Raw genomic sequence first — 24,100 nt, 5'->3', positions numbered from 1 at the left:
GGCGGCTATGTCTGCATTGAAACCTATTCAATATGATCCATTGGAACCAACTCAAGTGATGGCCGGTATCGGTAATTACAGAGGTGAAACTGCGGCGGCCCTTGGCGTTGCACATTACACAGCAGAAGATACAATGTTCCATGTAGGCGTATCTGTTGGTAGCCACCATAACATGGTAAATGCTGGTGTAACTCGTAAATTCGGTACTTCCGATGCGAAGAAAGCAGTTCCTGAACGTTACAAAGGTGGTCCTATTAGTTCCATGTACGTAATGCAAGATGAAATGACTGCTTTGAAAGCTAAGTACGAAAAAGTACAACGTGACAATGAAGAAATGAGAGCACAAATTGCATTATTGATGCAACAAGCGGGCTTGAAATAATATAAAATAACATAACATAACATATTGACACGGCAGTGCTTATAAAAGGCGCCAAAAGCGAAATGCTTTTGGCGCCTTTTTGCATGCAAAAAATAGATTTAATGACTATTTGAGCATATATATGTCATGGTATTTTGTAATGTAATTAAAATAGGTGAGTAATAGTTAGATCATAATAGTAAACTAAGGTGAAATACATTTTTTTCATGAAGTTAATTTTATGCGAAAAAATTAGTACATTTAGCATATTCATAAGGTATATGGCGGAGTTTTTGTATATTCATAAATATTTATCGTTTAGAGGTGAGCGTAGAGTGAAAAATTTTTTACTTTTACCATAGAATATGATATGTTTAATATGATATGCATCGGTAAATAGCCATATATTAACTGTATTTTTACTTTTTAAAATAGTTATAAAATATTTTATTATATTCATATAATCTGATAGTTTTATGCAAGGAGTAAGACGAGATGAACCGAATTTTTAAAGTAATCTGGAGTCGTACAAAAGGATGTTATGTCGTTGTAGCTGAAACAGCGAAGAATATGTCGAAACGTTCGACAATGACATCGGTATTTGCCAAGATATCCGGGTCTGTGATTGCTACGGCTTTATTTATGTCCATGATGTCTCCAATGATCGTGCATGGGAGTACTATTGTGCAAGGGGCTGGTGCTCAGGCTAAAAATGGCACTGTAGCAATGGGTGATAATAGCACAGCACTGGCGGATAACAGTGTGGCTTTGGGGACAGGAGCTACTGTTACAAAAACTAATAGGAATAATGTTGGTAATGTGCAAGGTGTTGCAATCGGAAGAAATGCAACGGTTGAAGTAAATAATGGTGTTGCGATAGGAAATGCGACAAAAGTAGCTTCTTTAAATGGTTTTGCCCTCGGTAATACCTCTTGGGCTGGATATGATGAGGCCGGTAACTATGTGGGCGCCGATAATGATCAGGCATTTGGTACCAATGCTAGAGCTTGGGGTGGATCCTCCATGGCATTTGGTAACAATGCTAAAGCTGCTGCCGGTGGTGCCGTTGCAATGGGCAACGGATCACAGGCAAGAGGTAAATGGGCGGTTGCAATTGGTAATAATGCACAAGCTAAGGGCGAAGGGTCCAGAGCTCTTGGTGTAAACTCCTATGCAGTAGGACTCAACTCCATTGCAATGGGCTGGGAAAGTAATGCCCGTGAGGATTCTTCTATAGCTATTGGTACAGATTCTGACTCAGTTCAGAAAAATAGTATTGCCATCGGTAATCGTGCAGTTAGCAATGCAGAGGATAGTGTTACTCTTGGTAGAAATACGACGGTAAACAAAAATCATAATCGCTCAGTTGCATTAGGTACTAATTCTGCGACTGCGGATACTCATAGTACACCGAATCAGCTTGTAAATGGTTTGTGGTATAAGAATTTAGCGGGAGGAACGGCAGATTCTACTGTAAGTATCGGTAATGATACGGTAAAACGCACGATTACAAATGTGGCAGCAGGGCGTATGAATCCTTCGTCTACAGATGCTATTAATGGTAGTCAGCTATATGCCGTAGCAAATAGCTTGGGCAATTTAGCCACTACTACTAAAAATATCCTTGGTGGTAATGCGGCGCTCGATCCTGATACCGGTAAATTAACGATGAGCGATATCGGTTTTACAGGTAAAAGCACGATCCACGATGCTATTAGATATAATAAAGACAATATCGATAAGGGATTGTTCTTTTATGGTGATAACTTTGTTCAGAACCAAGTAAAATTAGGTGACACAGTAAGAATAAAAGGTGGCGCTACCGGTGCTTTGGCTGACAACAATATTGGGGTTCAAGCAGACGGAAATGGCACACTAAATGTGAAATTGGCTAAAAAATTAACTGGTTTGGATAGCGTAACAGCAGGAACTGCTACGATTGATAATAAAGGGGTGTCTGTAGGCAATAAACTCTATGTGTCAACCGGTGGCCTTAATGCCAATAATCAACAGCTTAGAGGTGTTGCAGACGGTACAGGTAGTCAGGACGCAGTTAACTACGGTCAGTTGCAACGAGCAATTAACGGTACAGCTAAAGAAGCCATTGTAAAAGCAAATGATGATGGTAATATTACGATAAGGGAAAACTCAACGGCGAAAGGTGGTAAAGAATATACTGTCGGCTTAAACTATAAGATTACTGTAGGGAAAGGGGCGGCCTCGCATCCTGTAACCATAGATAGTGGTACAGGAACGGTCACAGGTCTTACCAATACATCATGGAATGTAAATAATCCAGCACCTGTTACAGGACGTGCTGCTACGGAAGATCAGTTAAAGCGGGTTAATGATAAGGTTAATAGTAATAAATCATCGATTGATACTAATGCACATAATATTAGCAACAATAGCCAGAGCATCAATAAGAATAAACGAGATATTGCTACTATTAACACCGCCCTTGATAAAGGTATTAGCTTCGCCGGTGACAATGGGCCTGTAAGCAACAGAAAATTAGGTGAAACAGTAAAAATAAAAGGTGATTATGTAGGTTCTGTATCTGATTATAATATCAATGTCCAATCAGATGGTAATGGCACATTAAATGTGAAATTGGCAAAATCTTTGAACGGATTGGACAGTGTAACAGCCAGTGGTACGGTTATTAATGCTGGCGGTTTGACTGTTGGTGGCAGAAACTATGTAACACCAACAGGCATTAATGCTAATAATCAAAAAATTACTGGTGTTGCTACTGGTACATCATATAGTGATGCGGTTAATTACGGTCAACTACAAGATGCTATCAACGGCACTGCTAAGGCATCTTCTGTGAAAGCAAAAGATAAAAATGTAATCGTAACAGAAGGTACCAATGCAAATGGTGGTAAGGAATATACTGTTGGCTTAGGCGAGAAAATTTCCGTAGGCGGATCGCGTCCTGTAACCGTGGACGGCACTATAGGCAATGTAACAGGACTTACTAATAACAGCTGGGACGTTAATAATCCTCAAGCCGTAACCGGTCGCGCTGCAACGGAAAGTCAGTTGCAGACTGTTAATACGCAAGTTAATACAAACAAGGCTAATATTGCTAAGAATGCTGCTGATATCAATAAGAATAAACAAGATGTTGCAACGAACAAGCAAGATATTGCGACAAACAAAAGTGCTATTTCTTCAATCAATTCAACAATTGAAAAGGGGTTGAATTTTGGTGGTGACAGCGGGGCAGTTTTCAAGAAACAATTAGGTGAAACACTAACTATTAAGGGGGGTGCCCCTGCTACGAAGTTAACAGATAATAATATTGGTGTCATATCCGACGGCAGCACATTAAATGTGAAGCTAGCTAAAACATTAACGGGTTTGACCAGTGTGACTGCAAGTGGTACGACTATCAATGGTGCTGGCTTGACTGTAGGTGGCAAGAACTATGTATCTCCAACAGGTATCAATGCTAATAATCAAAAGATTACTGGTGTTGCTAATGGTACAGCGCCTGATGATGCGGTTAATTTCAGTCAATTGCAAAATGCTATCGGTGGTACTGCTAAGGCGACTACAGTAAAACCAAAGGATGCAAATGTAACCGTAACAGAAGGTACCAACGCAAATGGTGGTAAGGAATTCACTGTTGGATTGGGTAATAAACTTACGGTAGGTACGGCACATCCTGTAAATGTGGATGGAGCTGCAGGGACTGTAACAGGCCTTACTAATACAGCTTGGAATGTAAATAATCCGCAAGCTGTAAGTGGTCGTGCTGCAACGGAAAATCAGTTAAAAACTGTTAATACGCAAGTTAACACAAATAAGGATAAAATAGCTCAGAACACAACTGACATTGCTCAAAATGCGACTGATATCGGTAAGAATAAACATGATATAACTAAGAACAAGACTGATATAGCTCAAAATACTACTGATATCGGTAAAAATAAGACTGATATTGCACAAAACAAGCAAAATATTACTCAGAACACACAAGATATTGCGACCAATAAAAATGCTATCTCTACAATCAATACAACTATTGCTAAAGGGCTTAACTTTGATGGAGACAGCGGTGCTGCAATCAACAAACAGTTGGGCGATAAGCTTAGCATCAAGGGTGGTGCAGCGGCTGCGAACTTGACGGACAATAATATCGGTGTCGTATCTGATGGTAGCACATTAAATGTGAAACTAGCTAAGACATTAACCGGTTTGGATAGCGTAACGGCTGGGGTTACAACTATCAATAGTAGTGGTTTGACCGTAGGCGGTAAGACCTATGTAACGCCGAACGGTATTAATGCGAATGACAAGAAAATAACTAATGTTGCTGATGGTGAAGTGGCGGCTAATTCCAAAGAGGCAGTTAACGGCGGTCAACTTCATGCGGCTAAAACCGAATTAAATAACAATATTAATAATGCTAAAACTGAATTAAACAAAAATATCGGTGATGCCAAAACTGAGCTCAATAAAAATATTAATGACGCTAAGACTGAACTGAACGGTAATATAGATAATGCTAAAACCGAGCTAAACAATAATATATCGACCGCGAAGAATGATGTGATTAATACAGGTCTCAAATTTGATGCGGATACAGGCGGTGCTAAGACCAATAAATTGGGTTCCAAGGTAACGGTAAATGGCGATGATAATATCACGACAGAGATCAGTCAAACTGGTGACGATACTAAGATCGGTCTTAAATTAAAAAAAGATCTCAACGTTACTACTGTTACTGCCACTGATACTGTGAAAGCTGGCACTGTGACTATGGGCAAACAAGCTGGTGGTGCTGGCGGTGCAAACGGTAACTTTGTAACAGGGCTCGATAATAAGTCTTGGAACGCGGATAATCCTCAAGCTGTAAGTGGTCGTGCTGCTACGGAAGATCAGTTGAAATCTGTTAATGATAAGGTCAATACAAATGTAACCAATATCAATAAAGGATTAAACTTTAACGGCGATAGCGGTACTGCGATTAATAAAAAATTAGGCGACACTGTTACCATTAAAGGTGGTGCTACGGCGGATCTTACGGATAATAATATCGGTGTCGTGTCTGATGGCAGCACATTAAATGTGAAACTAGCTAAAACATTAACTGGTTTGGATAGCGTAACGGCTGGTGGAACAACTATTAATAGTAGTGGTTTGACCGTAGGCGGCAAGACCTACGTAACGCCAAACGGTATCAATGCTAATAATCAAAAGATTACCGGTCTTGCAAAAGGCACAGATCCTACTGATGCGGTTAACTTCAGTCAGTTGCAGGATGCTATCGGTGGAACTGCTAAGGCAAGTACTGTGAAAGCTAAAAACAGCAATATCACTGTAGAAGAAGGTACAAATGCAGCCGGCGGTAAGGAATATACTGTCGGATTAGGGGATAAAATCACCTTAGGAACTGCTAATCCTGTATCTGTGGATGGTACTGCAGGCACGGTAACTGGTCTTACCAATACTGCTTGGGATGTAGATAATCCACAAGCCGTAACTGGTCGTGCTGCAACGGAAGATCAGTTGAAATCTGTTAATACGCAAGTTAATACGAACAAGGATAAAATAGCTCAAAACACAACTGACATTGCTCAAAATGCGACTGATATCGGCAAGAATAAACAAGATATAACTAAAAACAAGACTGATATTGTACAAAATAAACAAAATATTGCTCAAAATACACAAGATATTACGACCAATAGAAATGCTATCTCTACGATTAATACGACCATTGCTAAAGGTCTTAACTTTGATGGCGACAGCGGGCCTGTAATCAACAAGCAGTTAGGCGATAAGTTATCTATTAAAGGTGGCGCCGTAGCTGCAAACTTGACGGACAATAATATCGGTGTCGTATCTGATGGTACAACATTGAATGTGAAGTTAGCTAAAACATTAACCGGTTTGGATAGTGTTACAGCGGGTGGCACAACTATTAATGCTGGAGGTTTAACTGTAGGTGGTAAGACCTATGTATCTCCAAATGGCATCAATGCGAATGACCAAAAGATTACCAATGTTGCTAATGGCGATGTGGCGGCTAACTCCAAAGACGCGGTGAACGGCGGTCAATTACATGAAGCCAAAACTGAGTTAAACAAAAATATCGCTGATACAAAGACTGAGTTGAATAAAAATATTGGTGATACTAAGACCGAGTTGAATAAAAATATCAGTGATACTAAAACTGAACTCAACAAAAATATTGGTGACGCTAAGACTGAACTTACCAATAAAGGACTTCGTTTCAATGCGGATAATAACGACGAAAAAACGAATAAACTAGGCTCCAAGGTAACAGTAAATGGCGATGACAATATTACGACGGAAATCAGTCAAACTGGTGACGATACGAAGATTGGTCTTAAATTGAAGAAAGACCTTAATGTTACCACTGTTACTGCTACGGAAACTGTGAAAGCCGGTACTGTAACTATGGGTAAACAATCCGATGGTGTAACTCCTGCTAATATGGGTAACTATGTGACTGGTCTTGATAATCAGGCATGGAGCGTAACTAATCCGACTGCTGTCAAGGGACGTGCTGCAACAGAAGATCAATTGAAGACAGTTACTGAAGCTATCAAAACTCAAGGCGCTAATGCAACGGACTTCAGTCTTGTTGCAAATCCTACGGCGGGATCCAATGGTGACTATACTGTAGATGCCAACGGTGATGTAGCATTGACAGTCCAAGATAAGAACCATCCGACTCAAACAAAAACCGTAACGATTAAAGATGTAGCATCTAAATCCGAATTGGATAAAGGCTTGAACTTTAATGGCGACTCTGGCACGACTATTAATAAGAAATTAGGTGGTACTGTTGCCATTAAAGGTGGTGCAGCGGCTGCGAACTTGACCGATGGTAATATTGGTGTCGTATCCGACGGCAATACATTGAACGTGAAGTTAGCTAAAACATTAACTGGTTTGGACAGCGTAACAGCTGGTGGCACAATCATCAATAGTGGTGGTTTAACTGTAGGTGGTAAGACTTATGTATCTCCAAACGGTATCAATGCAAATGACCAAAAGATTACCAATGTTGCTAACGGCGATGTGGCAGCAAACTCCAAAGATGCGGTTAACGGTGGTCAATTGCATGACGCTAAAACTGAGTTAAACAAGAATATCGCTGATACAAAGAATGAATTAAATAAAAACATTGGCGATACTAAAACTGAACTCAATAAAAATATTGGTGACGTAAAAACGGAACTTACCAATAAAGGCCTTCGTTTTGATGCGGATAATAACGCTGAAAAAACGAATAAACTAGGCTCTAAGGTAACGGTAAACGGCGACGACAATATTACGACAGAAATTAGTCAAACTGGCGACGATACAAAAATCGGCCTTAAATTGAAGAAAGATCTTAACGTTACCACTGTTACTGCTACAGAAACTGTGAAAGCTGGCACTGTAACCATGGGTAAACAAGCCAATGGTGCAACCCCTGCTAATACGGGTAATTACGTAACAGGTCTTGATAATAAGGCGTGGAGCATTGATAATCCTACGATTGCATCTGGCCGTGCAGCAACGGAAGACCAATTGAAAACGGTTAGTGATGAAGTTAAGAAACAAGGTGCTAGTGCAACAGACTTTAGTCTCGTTGCGAATCCTACGGCAGGCTCCAATGGTGACTACACTGTAGATGCCAATGGTGACGTAGCATTGACCGTACAGGATAAGAACCATCCGGATAAAACAAAAACCGTAACGATTAAAGATGTAGCATCTAAATCCGAAGTGGATAAAGGCTTGAACTTTGACGGTGATTCCGGCACGACTATCAACAAGAAGCTAGGTGGTACTGTTGCCATTAAAGGCGGAGCTGCGGCTACAGATTTAACAGATAATAATATTGGCGTTGTATCTGATGGCATAGGCACACTAAACGTGAAGTTGGCTAAAACATTGACTGGTTTGGACAGCGTAACAGCTGGCGGTACAACCATCAATAGTGGTGGTTTGACCGTAGGTGGTAAGAATTATGTATCTTCAAATGGCCTCAATGCGAATGACCAAAAGATTACCAATGTTGCTAATGGCGATGTGGCGGCGAATTCCAAAGATGCGATTAACGGCAGTCAATTGCATGACGCTAAAACCGAGTTAAATAAAAATATTAGCGATGCTAAGACCGAATTAAATAAAAACATTAGCGATACTAAGACTGAGTTGAATAAAAATATCAGTGATACCAAAACTGAACTCAACAATAATATTAATGACGCTAAGACTGAACTAACCAATAAAGGCCTTCGTTTTGATGCTGATAATGGCGGCGAAAAAACAAATAAATTAGGCTCTAAGGTAACGGTAAACGGCGATGACAATATTACGACAGAAATTAGTCAAACTGGCGACGATACAAAGATCGGCCTTAAATTGAAGAAAAATCTTAATATTACATCTGTTACTGCAGCGGAAACTGTGAAAGCCGGCACTGTAACCATGGGTAAACAATCTGATGGAGCAACTCCTGCTAAGACTGGTAATTATGTAACAGGTCTTGATAATAAGACTTGGGATGTAGGTAAAGTCGTATCCGGTCGTGCAGCAACAGAGGATCAATTGAAACAAGCCTTGGCAGGTCAAACTGATACAGGTCTCAAATTCAATGCCAATGTAGGCGGTGTACAAACCAATAAATTAGGCTCTACTGTCACTGTTCAAGGTGAAGGTAAAGCTGCTGATACCGACTATAGTGGTGACAATATTAAGACTTTCATCAAACAAGATACAGCAACAGGTAACACGACTATCGATGTGAAGATGAACAAAAATCTTAAGGCTGAATCCGTGAAAGTCGGTAAAGACGGTAAGGATGGCGTATCTCTTACAGGTCCAGACGGGGCGAATGTCACCGACGGTAAGGTAGCTGTTACAGATAAAAACGGCAAGGATGCTGTGTCCATGTCCGGTAAAGACGGTGTTGGTCACATCGGATTAAGCGGTAAAGACGGTAAAAGTGCGGATATTATTGCTGAAAAAGGGTCTGCTAATCTCAATGGAAATGAAATTACGCGCATTAAATACAAAGATGAAAATGGCACAACCCATGAAGTGGCAACCAAAGATGATGGCATGGCATATGGTGGCGACTCCGGTACTACCATCAAGAAGAAACTTAATGAACAATTGGACATTAAGGGTGGTGTCACCAATGAATCTGAGTTGACCGAAAATAATATTGGTGTTATTAGTAAAAATAATATCCTTAATGTTCGTTTGGCAAAAAATCTGAAAGGTTTAGATTCCATAACTTTCAACAATGGCACTAATGGTGTAAACGGTAAAACCGTTGTTAATGGTGAAGGTATGGCCGTTCAAGATAAGGACGGCAATCCGTTGACGGCTGTTACAAAGGACGGCGTGAAGATTACCAACGGTCCATCCATGACGAAGGACGGTATCGATGCGTCCAACAAGAAGATTACGAATGTAGCTGATGGTACTGATTCTAAGGATGCGGTTAATAAATCTCAATTGGATAAAGCGGCAGCAGCTGCTACTACAACAGTAACGGCAGGTAATAATGTCCAAGTAGATAAGACCACTAATGCGGACGGTTCTACAAATTACAAAGTGGGTCTCAAAGACCAAGTAACAATGGGGTCTGATCCTACGAAACAAATTGCGATGGATGGTACAACAGGCACTATCAAAGCCGGTGACAAGGTTACCATCAATGGCAACAAAGGCACTATTAAAGCAGGCGATAAAGTTGAAATCGATGGCGATAAGGGTACAATCAAGGCTGGCAATGTAGCGATTGACGGTACAAACGGTACAATTAAGGCCGGAGACAAGGTAACTATTGATGGTAAAGATGGTAAGATTGCTGCCGGAAAAGTATCTGTTGATGGCAAGGACGGTCATGTGACAGGTTTGGAAAACAAAGATTGGGATCCTGACAATATCACAAGCGGTCGTGCTGCTACAGAAGATCAATTGCAGAAGTCCCATAAAACCTTGGATAATAAGATTAATAACTTAGGTGATGACATTACGAAGAAAGGTATGGATTTTGCCGGTAATACAGGTGATTTTCACCGTGATTTAGGTCAAAAAGTTACCATCAAAGGTGAAGGTCAAGGGGCTGATAGTGATTATTCCGGTGAAAATATCAAAACAGTAGCCGAAAATGGTAATGTTACTATTAAAATGGCTAAGAATCTTAAGACCGATAGCGTTACTACCAAAACGGTCACTGCCGATACGGTAACGACTGATAAGGTGAAAGTTGGCAAAAACGGTCAAGATGGCGTTTCCATTACAGGTCCAGACGCTGCGAATGGTACAGACGGTAAAGTAGCTATTACAAGTAAAGACGGTAAAGATGCTGTATCTATGTCCGGCAAAGACGGTATTGGCCACATCGGTTTAACCGGAAAAGATGGTCGCAATGCAGATATGATTGCTGATAAGGGCGATTCTGATCTAGGCGGTAATGCTATTACTCGTATTAAGTACCAAGATGAACAGGGCAAGACACATCAAGTGGCAACCAAAGACGATGGTATGAAATACGGTGGCGATTCCGGTAATGTGATTAACAAAAAGCTTAACGAACAGGTAAACGTAGTCGGTGGCATTACTGATGCTGGTAAGTTGACGTCCGAAGATAATTTAGGCGTCGTATCTGATGGAACTAATCTCAAGGTTCGTATGGCAAAAGATTTGAAAGGTCTTGAGTCTGTGACGACTAAGGATACCGCAGGTAACTCTACGGTTGTGAACGGCAGTGGCATAACCATTACTCCTGTTAGCGGTAACACTGTAAGTCTTACTAAAGATGGATTGAATAACGGTGGTAAAACAATTAGCAATGTAGGTCCTGGTGTAAACGGCACGGATGCGGTTAACGTAAATCAATTGAAGGGTGTTACGGAGGGCATGGCCAATGCTATTAATTCTGTGGCGGGCGAAACGCAACGTGTAGGTGCTCATGCGGCGGCTATGTCTGCGTTGAAACCGATTCAATATGATCCGTTAGAACCAACTCAAGTGATGGCTGGTATTGGTAATTACAGAGGTGAAACTGCAGCAGCTTTAGGTGTTGCTCACTACACATCGGAAGACACTATGTTCCATGCAGGCGTATCTGTTGGTAGCCGTCATAATATGGTGAATGCCGGTGTAACTCGTAAATTCGGTTCTTCTGATGAGAAGAAGGCTATTCCTGAACGCTACAAGGGCGGACCTATCAGCTCTATGTACGTAATGCAGGATGAAATGACTGCTTTGAAAGCTGAAAATGCACGCATGAAAGCGCAGGATGAAAAATTAACTGCAGACTATGCGGCATTGAAAGAAGACAACCTTCGTCTACAGAAAGATAACGAAGAAACTAAACGACAATTAGCGCTTATTATGAGTCGTTTAGGTATGTAAATCATATAAATTTCATTTTATATTCATGTGATAAAAAACTGTTGATGTACCAGAAAATACTCATGAAGATTAGATGATGTTAACCCTATATGGTATATAAATGAAAGAACGAAAGTCTATTGTGAAAAGACTTTCGTTCTTTTTTTGTATTTGACTTCACAAATCTTTCATAATAGTGTATAATACAGAACATATAATTTTAATCGAAAATTATAAATATGATTAATTTACTATAAAATCATTAGTTTTAGATTATAAGTGTTGTTTGGCCCATTGTTGTAAGGGTTTTTATGATTGAAAATATATCTAAATGAGTAAGAAAATCAATTTTTAAAAGAAGTTTAAAGTTCTGAAAATAAATGAGCGAAATGTGAAAAAAATATATTTACATTCATAAACTAATCTGATATTTTATATGTATAGTAATTAAATTTTTGATGAAAATTTTATTATTTTTAGTGTTTTAGTGTTGGTTTTAGAATCCCTTATAAAACTGTGTGAAAGGTAGGTACTACTAAATGAATCGTATTTATAGGGTAATTTGGAGTCAGGTACGGGGCGCATATGTCGTTGTATCTGAAATTGCAAAAAGCCATACTCGTGGCTCCAAAAGCTTTGTTAGTAATTCCGCTAAAGCTTCGGTAAAAGTTGGCTTGGCGGCTATGGTTTTGACCTGCGGTAGTGGGTTAATTTCGGGTGTTGATGCGGCACCTAACAGAGGCCTTTCTTTGGCTCCTGGTGAAGGACATAATGATGGCGGGTTTACGTATTTATATCCTGGTCAAAATTCTCCTTATATTCAGATGTATGATTACAAAACACCAGGGAATCCAGGAGGAGGATATTTATATACCAATAATAAGGTATTCGGCATCCAAATCGGTAACAATGCGAATGCACGTGCTAATGATGGCTCCGTATCCGGTATTTCTATCGGTGACTATTCCCAATCTCGTGCGTTGGGTATCGGTTTAGGCCATTATGCTCAATCTGAACAAATCGGTGCTATTGCTGTCGGTTCGGCTTCAAAGGCAAAGGGTTTTAACTCTTTGGCTATGATGCGTCAAGCCTATGCAGGCGAACAATATGCGGCGGCTATTGGTACAGCAGCATCTGCACAAGGTAAAGCCAGCTTGGCTATGGGTCATTCCGCATTAGCAACAGGTGATCAATCCATTGCTATCGGTTCTGCAAATCCAACTCCTAAATATGATGATAAAGGCACACCGTATACAGCATATGACGGAACTACTAATACCCAAGCTAATGCAGCTCGTTCTATTGCTATCGGTCAAGGTGCTAAATCAAATACTGAAGATAGTGTTGCTATGGGTACAGGTGCTAATGTTGCTTCTGGCTCAAATTATAAAGGTGAAGCTTATGCAAGAGGCGTAGCCATCGGTAATCGTGCTACATCTCAAGGCATTCAAGGTGTAGCTATCGGTAACGGTGCAGCACATTATCGTGATAATGCGGTTGCTCTTGGTAACAATGCGCAAACTCGTGCGAAAGACGGCATTGCTATTGGTAACAATGCTGAATCCGGTATTAAAAATGACCCAAATTATAAAGTAAATAACTCCGTTGCTGTAGGTAACTCCGCACGTGCTCATGGCGGTTCCGGTGTGGCTCTTGGTAACGATACTTATGCATTGGGCGGATCTTCTGTGGCTGCAGGTAATGCAGCATGGGCATTAGGTGAACGTTCCACAGCTATCGGTAACAATGCTCATTCTGAAGGTTATGGCTCTATTGCTATGGGCCGTGAAGCTAGTGCTTTGAGCACTCAAGATGGGGACAAGAAAAATGTTGTGGCTATCGGTGATGATGCACAAGCAACTGGTTCCCGCTCCATCGCATTGGGCGTAAGCGCTCAAGCTGGTACATTAGAACGTGTACGTGATAGTAGCGTTTATAAAGATAACGATCAATTAATCACTCAACTTAAAGCGAAAAAAGAAGTAACTGATGCGGTAGCAATTGGTAGCGAAGCAAGTGTACAAGCGAACGAAGGCTTAGCTCTCGGCAGCAAAGCAAAAGTAAATGACCTTCGTGGCGTTGCATTAGGTGCTAATTCTGCAACAGCTGCCCCTGTAAGCACAGCTAGTGAAACAATTAATGGTTTGAAATATAACTATGCTGGTGATACTGCTGATTCCACAGTTAGCGTAGGTAATACTTCTACAAAACGTACAATTACTAACGTAGCAGCTGGTCGTGTGAATGCACAATCTACAGATGCTATTAATGGCAGCCAATTATATGGTGTTGCTAATGCAGTAGGTAATGTAGCTAAAAGCACTAAGAATATCTTAGGCGGTAATGCTAAGGTTGACCAAAACGGCTCTATCACCATGACTAATATTGGTGATACAGGTAAAAACACTGTTCATGAAGCAATTCAATCCGTAAACCAAGGTTGGGAACTTCAAGTTAATGGCCAAAAGGTTAAAGACGTAAAAGCTCCAAACCGTACAGTAAATTTTAACGCTGGTAAAAATATTAAATTAGAAGGCGCCGGAGACAATGTTACAGTTGCAACAGTTGATGATGCAAACTTCAACTCTGTTACAACAGGTAACGTATCCATGAGTACAAGAGGTATCAATGCCGGTGGTAATCAAATCACCAATGTAAAATCCGGTGGCGATATCGATTCTAATGGTGCTAATATCGGCGACATTTCTCGTATTGCTGCAAAATACGATAAATACTTACAACGTGGTGCTGCTACGTATGAAGCAAACGGTAACGGCAAAATTAACATGACCGGTACAAATGGTTTGACTGCTGAAGTAACAGGTTTGAAAAATACGTATGTTACATCCGGTACAGTATCCAATGACGGTAAGAGATTGACATTGACACGTAATGACAATCAAACATTCGATGTTGATATCTCTAAAATCTCTAACGGTCTTTCCAAAACTGACTACCGTTTGATTGCAAATCCTGCACCTGGTAGCAACGGCGAATATAAAGTAGCTGCTGACGGTAGCATGACATTGACTGTTGCTGATGCTGATGGTTCGAACCCTAAACAAGTTAAGTTGACGAACCTTGCTTCTAAAGAGCAACAAGATATCAATACTACTAATATTACAAATAACACTAACAAAATCGCTAAAGGCTTAAGCTTCCAAGGCGATAACAATGTTAAAATCAACAAACAACTTGGCGATACTTTAGGTATTACTGGTGGTGCTACAGGTGCTTTATCTGACAATAACATCGGTGTTGTAGCTAAAGACGGTAACCTTAATGTTAAGTTGGCGAAAGACCTAACAGGTTTGAACAGCGTAACTGCAGGTTCTGTTCGTGTAGGTAAACATAGCGACAATAAAAACTATGTAACTGGTTTGGACAATAAAGAATGGAATGTTCAAAACCCTACAATCACATCTGGTCGTGCAGCAACTGAAGATCAGTTGAAAAAAGTGTCTGATGAAATCAAGACTACTAATGCAGCTAAAACAGATTACCGCTTGATCAACAATACAAATTCTGCAGATGGTTCTTACTCTGTAGAAAACAATAAAGTTGATTTAAAAGTTAAAGATGAAGCTCATCCTAACAACCCTGCTAATACGGTAACAATCAACAATATCGCATCCAAAACTGAATTGGATAAATTGACAGAACGTGCTGTTAAATATGATCTTAACGGTACTACTGTTAATAAAAACAAGGTTACTTTGGAAGGCCAAGGTGGCACAACAATTACTAACTTGAAAGCCGGCGAAGTATCCTCTACTTCTACAGATGCTGTAAATGGTAGCCAATTACATGATGTGAAAATCGAAGCAGGTAAACATTCAAAAGTAACTGTTTCCGATGATAACCTCAAATTGACAACTACTCCTGCTACAAGCACTGAAGGTGCTAAATATGATCTTCGTTTGAACAACAAAGTGACATTGGGTAGTGGTAACAATCAAGTAGTTCTTGACGGTACTGCAGGCAGAGTGACTGCTGGCGCTGTTGTAATGGGTGCTCAAACTGTTCAAAATACGAAACATGCAAGCGAAACTGGTAATTATGTAACTAACTTGAGCAATAAGAGTTGGGATTCCACATCTATCGTATCCGGTCGTGCAGCGACTGAAGATCAGTTGAAAAAAGTTAGCGAACAAATTACTCAACAAGGTAGCAGTGCAACTGACTATCGTCTTGTAAGAAACTCCAGCGCTGACGGCTCCTACAAGGTAAACGACAATGGTGAAGTATCTTTGACTGTAGAGGATAAAAACCATGCAGGCGTTAAAGAGCAAGTTACAATCAATAACATTGCATCCAAATCTTCCGTAGATAAATTGACTGATCGTGCAGTTAAATATGACATCAATAACGGTGTTGTTGATAAAACTAAGGTAACATTGGAAGGCGCTGACGGCACTACAATTACAAATGTAAAAGACGGTGCTGTAACATCTACATCTAAAGATGCTATCAATGGCAGCCAATTGTTCAAAACTAAAGAAGAATTGATCAATAAAGGCATGAAATTCGGTGCTGACTCCGGTAACGTAATCAATAAAAAACTTGGTGAACAAGTAAACGTTAAAGGTGGCATTACAGAAGCATCCAAATTGACTGCTGAAGATAACATCGGTGTTGTATCTGATGGCTCTAATGACTTGAAAGTTCGTTTGGCTAAAGACCTTAAAGGTTTGAATAGCGTAAATGTAGGCGATACAAAAGTTACTTCTAACGGCGTAACTATCAGCAACGGTGCTACAAATAATGCATCTGTATCCCTTACTAAAACTGGCTTGGATAATGGTGGTAACAAGATTACTAACGTTGCTCGTGGTACAATCGACAGCGATGCAGTAAACTTGGCACAATTGAAAGAAGTATCCAACAGTGCATCTGCAGCTAATACGAAGGTAGCTGAAGGTAAAAACATTAAAGTTGATGAAAGCATCGACAATGTAACTAAAGCTAAAACATATACTGTAGGCTTGAAAGATGAAGTAACATTAGGCACAGGTAATACAGCTATTAACATTAACGGTACAACAGGTATCGTGAAAGCTGGCACTGGCGATAATGCGGTGACTATCAATGGCACAAATGGTACTATCAACTCCGGTAAAGTAACTATCAATGGTACTACAGGTACTGTTAACGAATTGACTAACAGAACTTGGAACCCTAAAGCTATTACTAATGGTCAAGCTGCTACAGAAGATCAATTGAAAGTAGTAGATAATAAAATTGATACTACAAAAACTGAAATCGTAGAAAAAGGCTTGAACTTCCAAGGTGATGCAGGTACTGCAATTCATAAAGACCTTGGTCAAACTTTGAAAATCTCTGGCGGTCAAGCTGATGCATCTAAACTTTCAGAAAATAATATCGGTGTAGTAAATAACAACGGCGTATTGAATGTTAAACTTGCTAAAGATTTGACAGGCTTGAACAGCGTAACAACTGGTGCTACAACTATTAACAACAATGGTTTGACAATCGGTGGCAACACATTTGTTACAAGTAATGGCTTCAATGCTAACGATACTCAAATCACAAACGTGAAAGCTGGTACTGAGGATAACCATGCAGTTAACCTTAAACAGTTGAAAGAAGTATCCAACAACGCAGCGGCAGCTAAAACTGTTGTAAAAGCAGGCAAAAACATCAATGTAACTGATTCTGAAGATCCACTTACTAAAGCTAAGACTTATACAGTTGGCTTACAAGACACAGTAACATTGGGTTCCGGCAATACAGCTGTTAACATCGACGGTACAAAAGGTATTGTGAAAGCCGGCGAAGGCAATAATGCTGTGACTATCAACGGTACAAACAGCACAATTAATGCTGGTAACGTAGCGATTGACGGTGTAACAGGCAATATCAATTCCGGTAAAGTTCTTGTTAACGGTGCTAAAGGTACTGTAAACAACTTAACAAATATCACTTGGGATGCTAATAACATCACAAGCGGCCAAGCTGCAACAGAAGACCAATTGAAAGTTGTTGATAAGAAAATTACTGATAATGGTAGCAACTTGACTAAGAAGGGCTTGAACTTCAAAGGCGATGACGCTACAAGCATTCATAAAGATCTTGGCGAAACATTAGACGTTATAGGTGGTACTTCCGATAAAGCTAAATTGTCCGACAATAACATCGGTGTAGTATCTGAAAACGGTAAGTTAAATGTTAAACTCGCTAAAGAGTTGACTGGCTTAACAAGCGTAACAACTGGTGCTACAACAATTAATAACGAAGGTTTAACAATTGGTGGTAAGAAATTTGTTACAGCTAACGGTTTTGATGCTAACAATACACAAATCAAAAACGTAAAAGCTGGTACTGATGGCAATGATGCAGTTAACTTGAATCAATTGAATGAAGTTAAAAATGCATCCAACACTACAGTTGAAGGTAGCGAAAACATCAATGTTAACTCCACAGTAGATCCTAATACACAAGCTAAAACTTACAAAGTAGCGTTGAAAGACAATGTAACTTTAGGCTCCGGCAATAATGCAATCAACATCAACGGTACTACAGGTATCATAAAAGCTGGTGACGGTGCTAATGCTGTGACTATCAATGGTACAAACGGCACTATCAACTCCGGTAAAGTGACTGTCAACGGTACTGCTGGTACTGTAAATAACTTGACAAACATCACTTGGGATGGCAAAAACTTCACAAGTGGTCAAGCTGCAACAGAAGACCAATTGAAAATTGTTGATAAGAAAATCACTGACAATAGCACTGACTTGACGAAGAAAGGCTTGAACTTCCAAGCTGATTCTGGCGAATTAATCCATAAAGATCTTGGTCAAACATTGGATGTTGTGGGTGGCATTTCTGATAAAGCTAAATTGTCTGATAACAACATCGGCGTTGTATCCGAAAACGGTAAGTTGAATGTTAAACTTGCAAAAGATTTAACAGGCTTGAACAGCGTAACAACTGGTCAAACAACTATCAACAACGATGGTTTGGCAATTAACAACAAACAATTCGTTACAGCAAATGGCTTCAATGCTAACAATACACAAATCAAAAATGTAACTGCTGGTGTAGAAGACAACGATGCTGTAAATGTTAAACAATTGAACGATGTAAAAGCTGCATCTAATACAAAAGTAGAAGGTAGCAAAAACATCAATGTTGATGAAACTGTAGATAATGTAACAAAAGCTAAAACTTACACAGTGGCATTGAAAGACACTGTAACATTAGGTTCCGGTAACACAGCTGTTAACATCGACGGTACAAAAGGTATCGTAAAAGCTGGCGATGGCACTAATGCGGTAACTATCAACGGTGTAAACAGCACAATTAATGCTGGCAAAGTAGCAATCGATGGTGTAACAGGTAACATTAATGCTGGTAAAGTTCTAGTTAACGGTGCAAACGGTACTGTAAACAACTTGACTAACAGAACTTGGGATCCTGCAAACATCACAAGTGGTCAAGCTGCAACAGAAGACCAATTGAAAATTGTTGATAAGAAAATCACTGACAACAGCACTGACTTGACTAAGAAAGGCTTGAACTTCCAAGCTGACTCTGGCGAATTAATTCATAAAGACCTTGGTCAAACATTGGATGTTGTAGGTGGCATTTCTGATAAAGCTAAATTGTCTGATGGCAATATCGGTGTTGTATCCGAAAACGGTAAGTTGAATGTTAAACTTGCAAAAGACTTAACAAACTTGAACAGCGTAACAACTGGTCAAACAACTATCAACAACGATGGCTTGACAATCAACAACAAACAATTCGTTACAGCAAATGGTTTCAACGCTAACAATACGCAAATCAAAAACGTAACTGCTGGTGTAGAAGATAATGATGCTGTTAACGTTAAACAATTGAACGATGTAAAAGCTGCATCTAATACAAAAGTAGAAGGTAGCAAAAACATCGACGTTGATGAAGCTGTAGATCCAACTACAAAAGCTAAAACTTACACAGTTGCATTGAAAGATACTGTAACATTAGGTTCCGGTAACACAGCAGTTAACATCGACGGTACAAAAGGTATCGTAAAAGCTGGCGACGGCACTAATGCAGTAACTATCAATGGCGTAAACAGCACAATTAATGCTGGTAAAGTAGCAATTGATGGCGTAACAGGTAACATCAATGCAGGTAAAGTTCTAGTTAACGGTGCGAACGGCACTGTAAACAACTTGACTAACATTACTTGGGATCCTGCACATATCACAAGCGGTCAAGCTGCAACAGAAGATCAATTGAAAGTTGTAGATAACAAAATTGATAAGAACACTGAAAACTTGACTAAGAAAGGCTTGAACTTCCAAGCTGATTCTGGCGAAGTAATCCATAAAGATCTTGGTCAAACATTGGATGTTGTAGGTGGCATTACTGATAAAGCTAAATTGTCTGACAACAATATCGGTGTGGTATCCGAAAACGGTAAGTTGAATGTTAAACTTGCAAAAGATTTAACAGGCTTGAACAGCGTAACAACTGGTCAAACAACAATCAACAACAATGGCTTGACAATTGGTGGTAATACATTTGTTACAAACAATGGTTTCAATGCAAACAATACACAAATCAAAAATGTTAAAGCTGGTACAGAAGATAGTGATGCTGTCAACCTTAAACAATTGAATGAAGTAAAAGCTGCGTCCGATACTAAGGTAAAAGCCGGTAAGAATATCAATGTTGAGCAAGAACTTGATAAGATTACAAACGCTAAGACTTTCACAGTGGGCTTGAAAGACACAGTAACATTGGGCTCCGGTAGCACATCAGTTCATTTCGATGGTACAACAGGTATCATTAGAGCCGGCGAAGGTTCTAATGCTGTAAATATCAATGGTACAAACGGTACTATCAACTCCGGTAAGGTGACTATCAATGGTGGTTCCGGTACTGTTAACGATTTGACTAACAGAACTTGGGATCCTAATAAGATCACTAACGGTCAGGCTGCAACAGAAGATCAATTAAAAGTTGTAGACAACAAAATTGATAAGAACACTGAAAACTTGACTAAGAAAGGCTTGAACTTCAAAGGTGACTCCGGAGATAAAATTCATAAAGATCTTGGCGATACATTGAATGTTACTGGTGGTGAAGCTGATAAATCCAAACTTTCAAACGGTAATATCGGCGTAGTTAATGAAAACGGCAACTTGAACGTTAAACTCGCTAAGAACCTTAAAGGTCTTGATTCCGTAACTGTTGGTTCCGATCCAAACAAACAAGTTGTTCTTGATGATAAGGGCGTATCTGTAGGCGGTAAAACATACATTTCTAACGAAGGCTTAAACGCAAATAATCAAAAGATTACTAACGTGGCAGCTGGTGTAAATGATACAGATGCAGTTAACGTTCAACAGTTGAAGAGCAGCATGGCTGCAGCAACTACGACAGTGAAAGCTGGCGATAGTGGCAATACAACTGTAGAAACTACAGTTAATGCAGATAAGTCTAAAACATACACTGTAGATATCAAAAAAGATTTGAACTTACGCAGTGTAACTACAACTACAGATGATCAACAACACTCTACTGTAACAAACGGTAGAGGTGTTACAAGCACTGATACATTAGGTAATAAGACGGCTCTTACTGCAGGTAATGTACAAATTACTGATGGTCAAAAGAATATGACTCAGACAACAGCTAAAGGTGTACTTGTAGATAATCCAACTAAGTCCACTGAGTTGACTGTTGACGGTGTTGTAACTACTGATAAAAAGGACAAGAGCACAAGAACAACTGCAGATGGCATGGTTGTTACATCCGGCATGGGTAGTGAAAAAGTAACTACTACTGTTAGCAGCAACGGTGTTGCAATTACTACTCCTCCAGCAGGTCAAGGTTCCCCTAAAGATGGTACTGGTGCAGTAACATTGACTAAGGACGGCTTGAACAATGGTGGCAATAAAGTTGTTAACATGGCAAGCGGTTATGGCGAAGGCGAAGATATCAACAATATCGCTGATAATAGCAGCAGCTTAACAAATGGCGCTAACATCGGCGACTTGAAGAAAGGTATCGATGGCCTTAAGAAAGCGGGCTTGGACTTTGCAGGTGATAGAGGCGAATTCCATCGTGACCTAGGTCAAAAAGTGACTGTTAAAGGTGGCGTTACTGATGAAAGCAAACTTTCCACTGCAAACAATATCGGTGTTATCTCTGACAACAACGGCAGCTTGAATGTTCGTTTGGCAAAAGATATTACTGGTATCAACTCCATTACAACTATGGATAACTCCGGTCATACAACTGTGACAAACGGTAACGGTATCACAATCAAAAATAATGGTGGTGGCAGCGTATCCTTAACAAGCTCTGGTTTGAACAACGGTGGTAATAAGATTACTAACGTGGCACCAGGCGAAATTAGCTCCACTTCTACTGATGCTGTTAATGGTTCCCAACTTAATCGTGTTGCAAACAGCATGAATAATGTTGTAAACGAAGTTCGTCAAGTTGGTGCTATGTCCTCCGCGTTGTCCGCATTGAAACCTATGGCTTATGACCCTTACGAACCTACTCAAATTATGGCAGGTTATGGTAACTACCGTGGCGACTCCGCATTGGCATTAGGCGTGGCTCATTACAAAAATGAATCCATGATGTTACATGCTGGTGTTGCTTGGGCAGGCAGCAATAGCCATATGATGGCAAATGCTGGTGTAACTTGGAAAGTAGGTAACAGAGACGGCGAAGCAGAAACTGCAGATCGTTATCGTAAAGGACCTATCAGTTCTACATATGCAATGCAACGTGAACTTGCTGCAATGAAAGCTGAAAATCAAGGATTAAAAGGTGAAGTAGCTGATTTGAAAGCTGAAAATGAACAAATGAAAGCTAATATTGCTGCAATGATGGCAAGACTAGGTTTATAATACGTTCATACTGAACATTACGGGTTGAGGATTCCCTTCTGGGAGTCCTCCCACCCGATTTAATTCGTTGATAGAAAAGAGGAATATATAATGAAAAAATCCACTTTGCTTGCTTTCACAGCGGCAGTATTATTCGGCAGTGGCGTATTCCATGTTAATGCGGCATCTGCTACATTTGATGATCCATTGCTTTTACCAAATCCGGCTAAAGCGCCTACAACAGGTTCTGTTGTATTGGTTCCTGTGGCTAGCCCTCAGGCGGTGCAAAGTATCCATGAATTTGTGAAAGCATGGGAAAATGCGGAAAAACATATTGCTTTAGCTGAAAGCAAAAAGAATAATCATCAAGCGTTAACTAAAGAAGAATCTAAATGGTTACATTCTAAAGATAAGCATAATTATGCTGATTATTTCCGTAAACATTCTTTAGGTTATGTACATGGCCAAGAAACTGCATTGAACTGGAATGGTGAAAACCGTAATAAAAACGAGTATAGCTATTACACATTCCCTAAATATGATAAGGACCAAGGTTACACAAATAGCTATGGTTACAATGTATTGCGCAGCATGGTTGATCGCATGAATGAATTGCTTCAAAAACAAAAGGCCGTTGGCGGTCCTTTGACTGATGAAGAAGCACAAGCATTGGAAGATGCTATGCTTGATATCATGGCTCAAGATCAAGAACATGTATCTAATGAAGAATTGCGTTATTACATGAACGAAGCAGTTTGGTTTGCTACAAAACAAACTGTGAAGAATATGTCTGCAGAAGAACCTTCTGTTGGGGACATGCACGAAATTAACCTTCGTGAAGCGATTCAGACAGATAACTAATTATCTATTACATATATAATTAAATCTTTATATGTATAACTTTTGTTGTATAGGGTATGCAGATGTAATACCTTATATATAAAAGTTTTTAATATGCAGTGTTGAGACGCAAATAAGGGATTCTATAAGTACACTGTTATATAGGCAAGAAGCCGCAACAGAATGCAATATGTATTCTTGTTGCGGCTTCTTTTTATTTTAAATTCTCCTTATATGATATGTCTAAAAGAGTGATATAACTCAAGTTTCGAATCTGTAAAATTAGGCTGTGAAAGTGTGCAAAAATAATGGTAAAAATTTTCTGAAATTTGTAGTAAAATTTGTCCAAATTTTGTTGACATGAGTATATGGAAATGTTATTATATTCAAGTACCCCATATGAAGGGGCACAGATCTTTGAAAACTGAACAATGATAGGTAATCAATCATAACGATTGAACATATGCCAGAGTGCGGGTTTTGACATAGTCAAAACCATCCATAATTCAAAGTTACTTAAAAGTAACGACAACAAATAATGAGCTATTCGAATAGCTTCAAGATATCTTGGAGAGTTTGATCCTGGCTCAGGACGAACGCTGGCGGCGTGCTTAACACATGCAAGTCGAACGAAGAGCGATGGAAGCTT

At 39.7% G+C, this 24,100-nt stretch carries 4 protein-coding genes and 1 rRNA gene; all 5 read left to right on the top strand.

Annotation, left to right across the window (positions count from 1 at the left end; all coding sequences use genetic code 11):
• The coding region (locus E7B10_RS09390; protein ID WP_316055618.1) for a YadA-like family protein at positions 1-382 on the top strand (382 nt) is incomplete at its 5' end.
• 474 nt (positions 383-856) lie between these two features.
• Entirely contained in the window at positions 857-11,770 is a 10,914-nt protein-coding gene (locus E7B10_RS09385; protein WP_316055617.1) for an ESPR-type extended signal peptide-containing protein, read from the top strand.
• 518 nt (positions 11,771-12,288) lie between these two features.
• On the top strand, positions 12,289-22,632 hold the full coding sequence (locus tag E7B10_RS09380; RefSeq protein ID WP_316055616.1) for an ESPR-type extended signal peptide-containing protein: 10,344 nt from the start codon (positions 12,289-12,291) through the stop codon (positions 22,630-22,632).
• Between the two features lie 90 nt (positions 22,633-22,722).
• A complete protein-coding gene (locus tag E7B10_RS09375) occupies positions 22,723-23,472 on the top strand; it encodes a hypothetical protein (RefSeq protein WP_316055615.1) in 750 nt (249 codons plus the stop codon).
• A gap of 543 nt (positions 23,473-24,015) precedes the next feature.
• Positions 24,016-24,100 (top strand): 16S ribosomal RNA (locus E7B10_RS09370); the annotation flags it as partial.

This window comes from Veillonella sp., from assembly GCF_032470285.1.
Lineage (GTDB): Bacteria > Bacillota > Negativicutes > Veillonellales > Veillonellaceae > Veillonella.
This window is presented reverse-complemented; position numbering and strand designations above follow the sequence as displayed.

Bases quoted from the DNA above. Each gene is read 5' to 3' on its own strand.
- E7B10_RS09385 (WP_316055617.1), top strand. From the start codon at position 857: ATGAACCGAATTTTTAAAGTAATCTGGAGTCGTACAAAAGGATGTTAT.
- E7B10_RS09380 (WP_316055616.1), top strand. From the start codon at position 12,289: ATGAATCGTATTTATAGGGTAATTTGGAGTCAGGTACGGGGCGCATAT.
- E7B10_RS09375 (WP_316055615.1), top strand. From the start codon at position 22,723: ATGAAAAAATCCACTTTGCTTGCTTTCACAGCGGCAGTATTATTCGGC.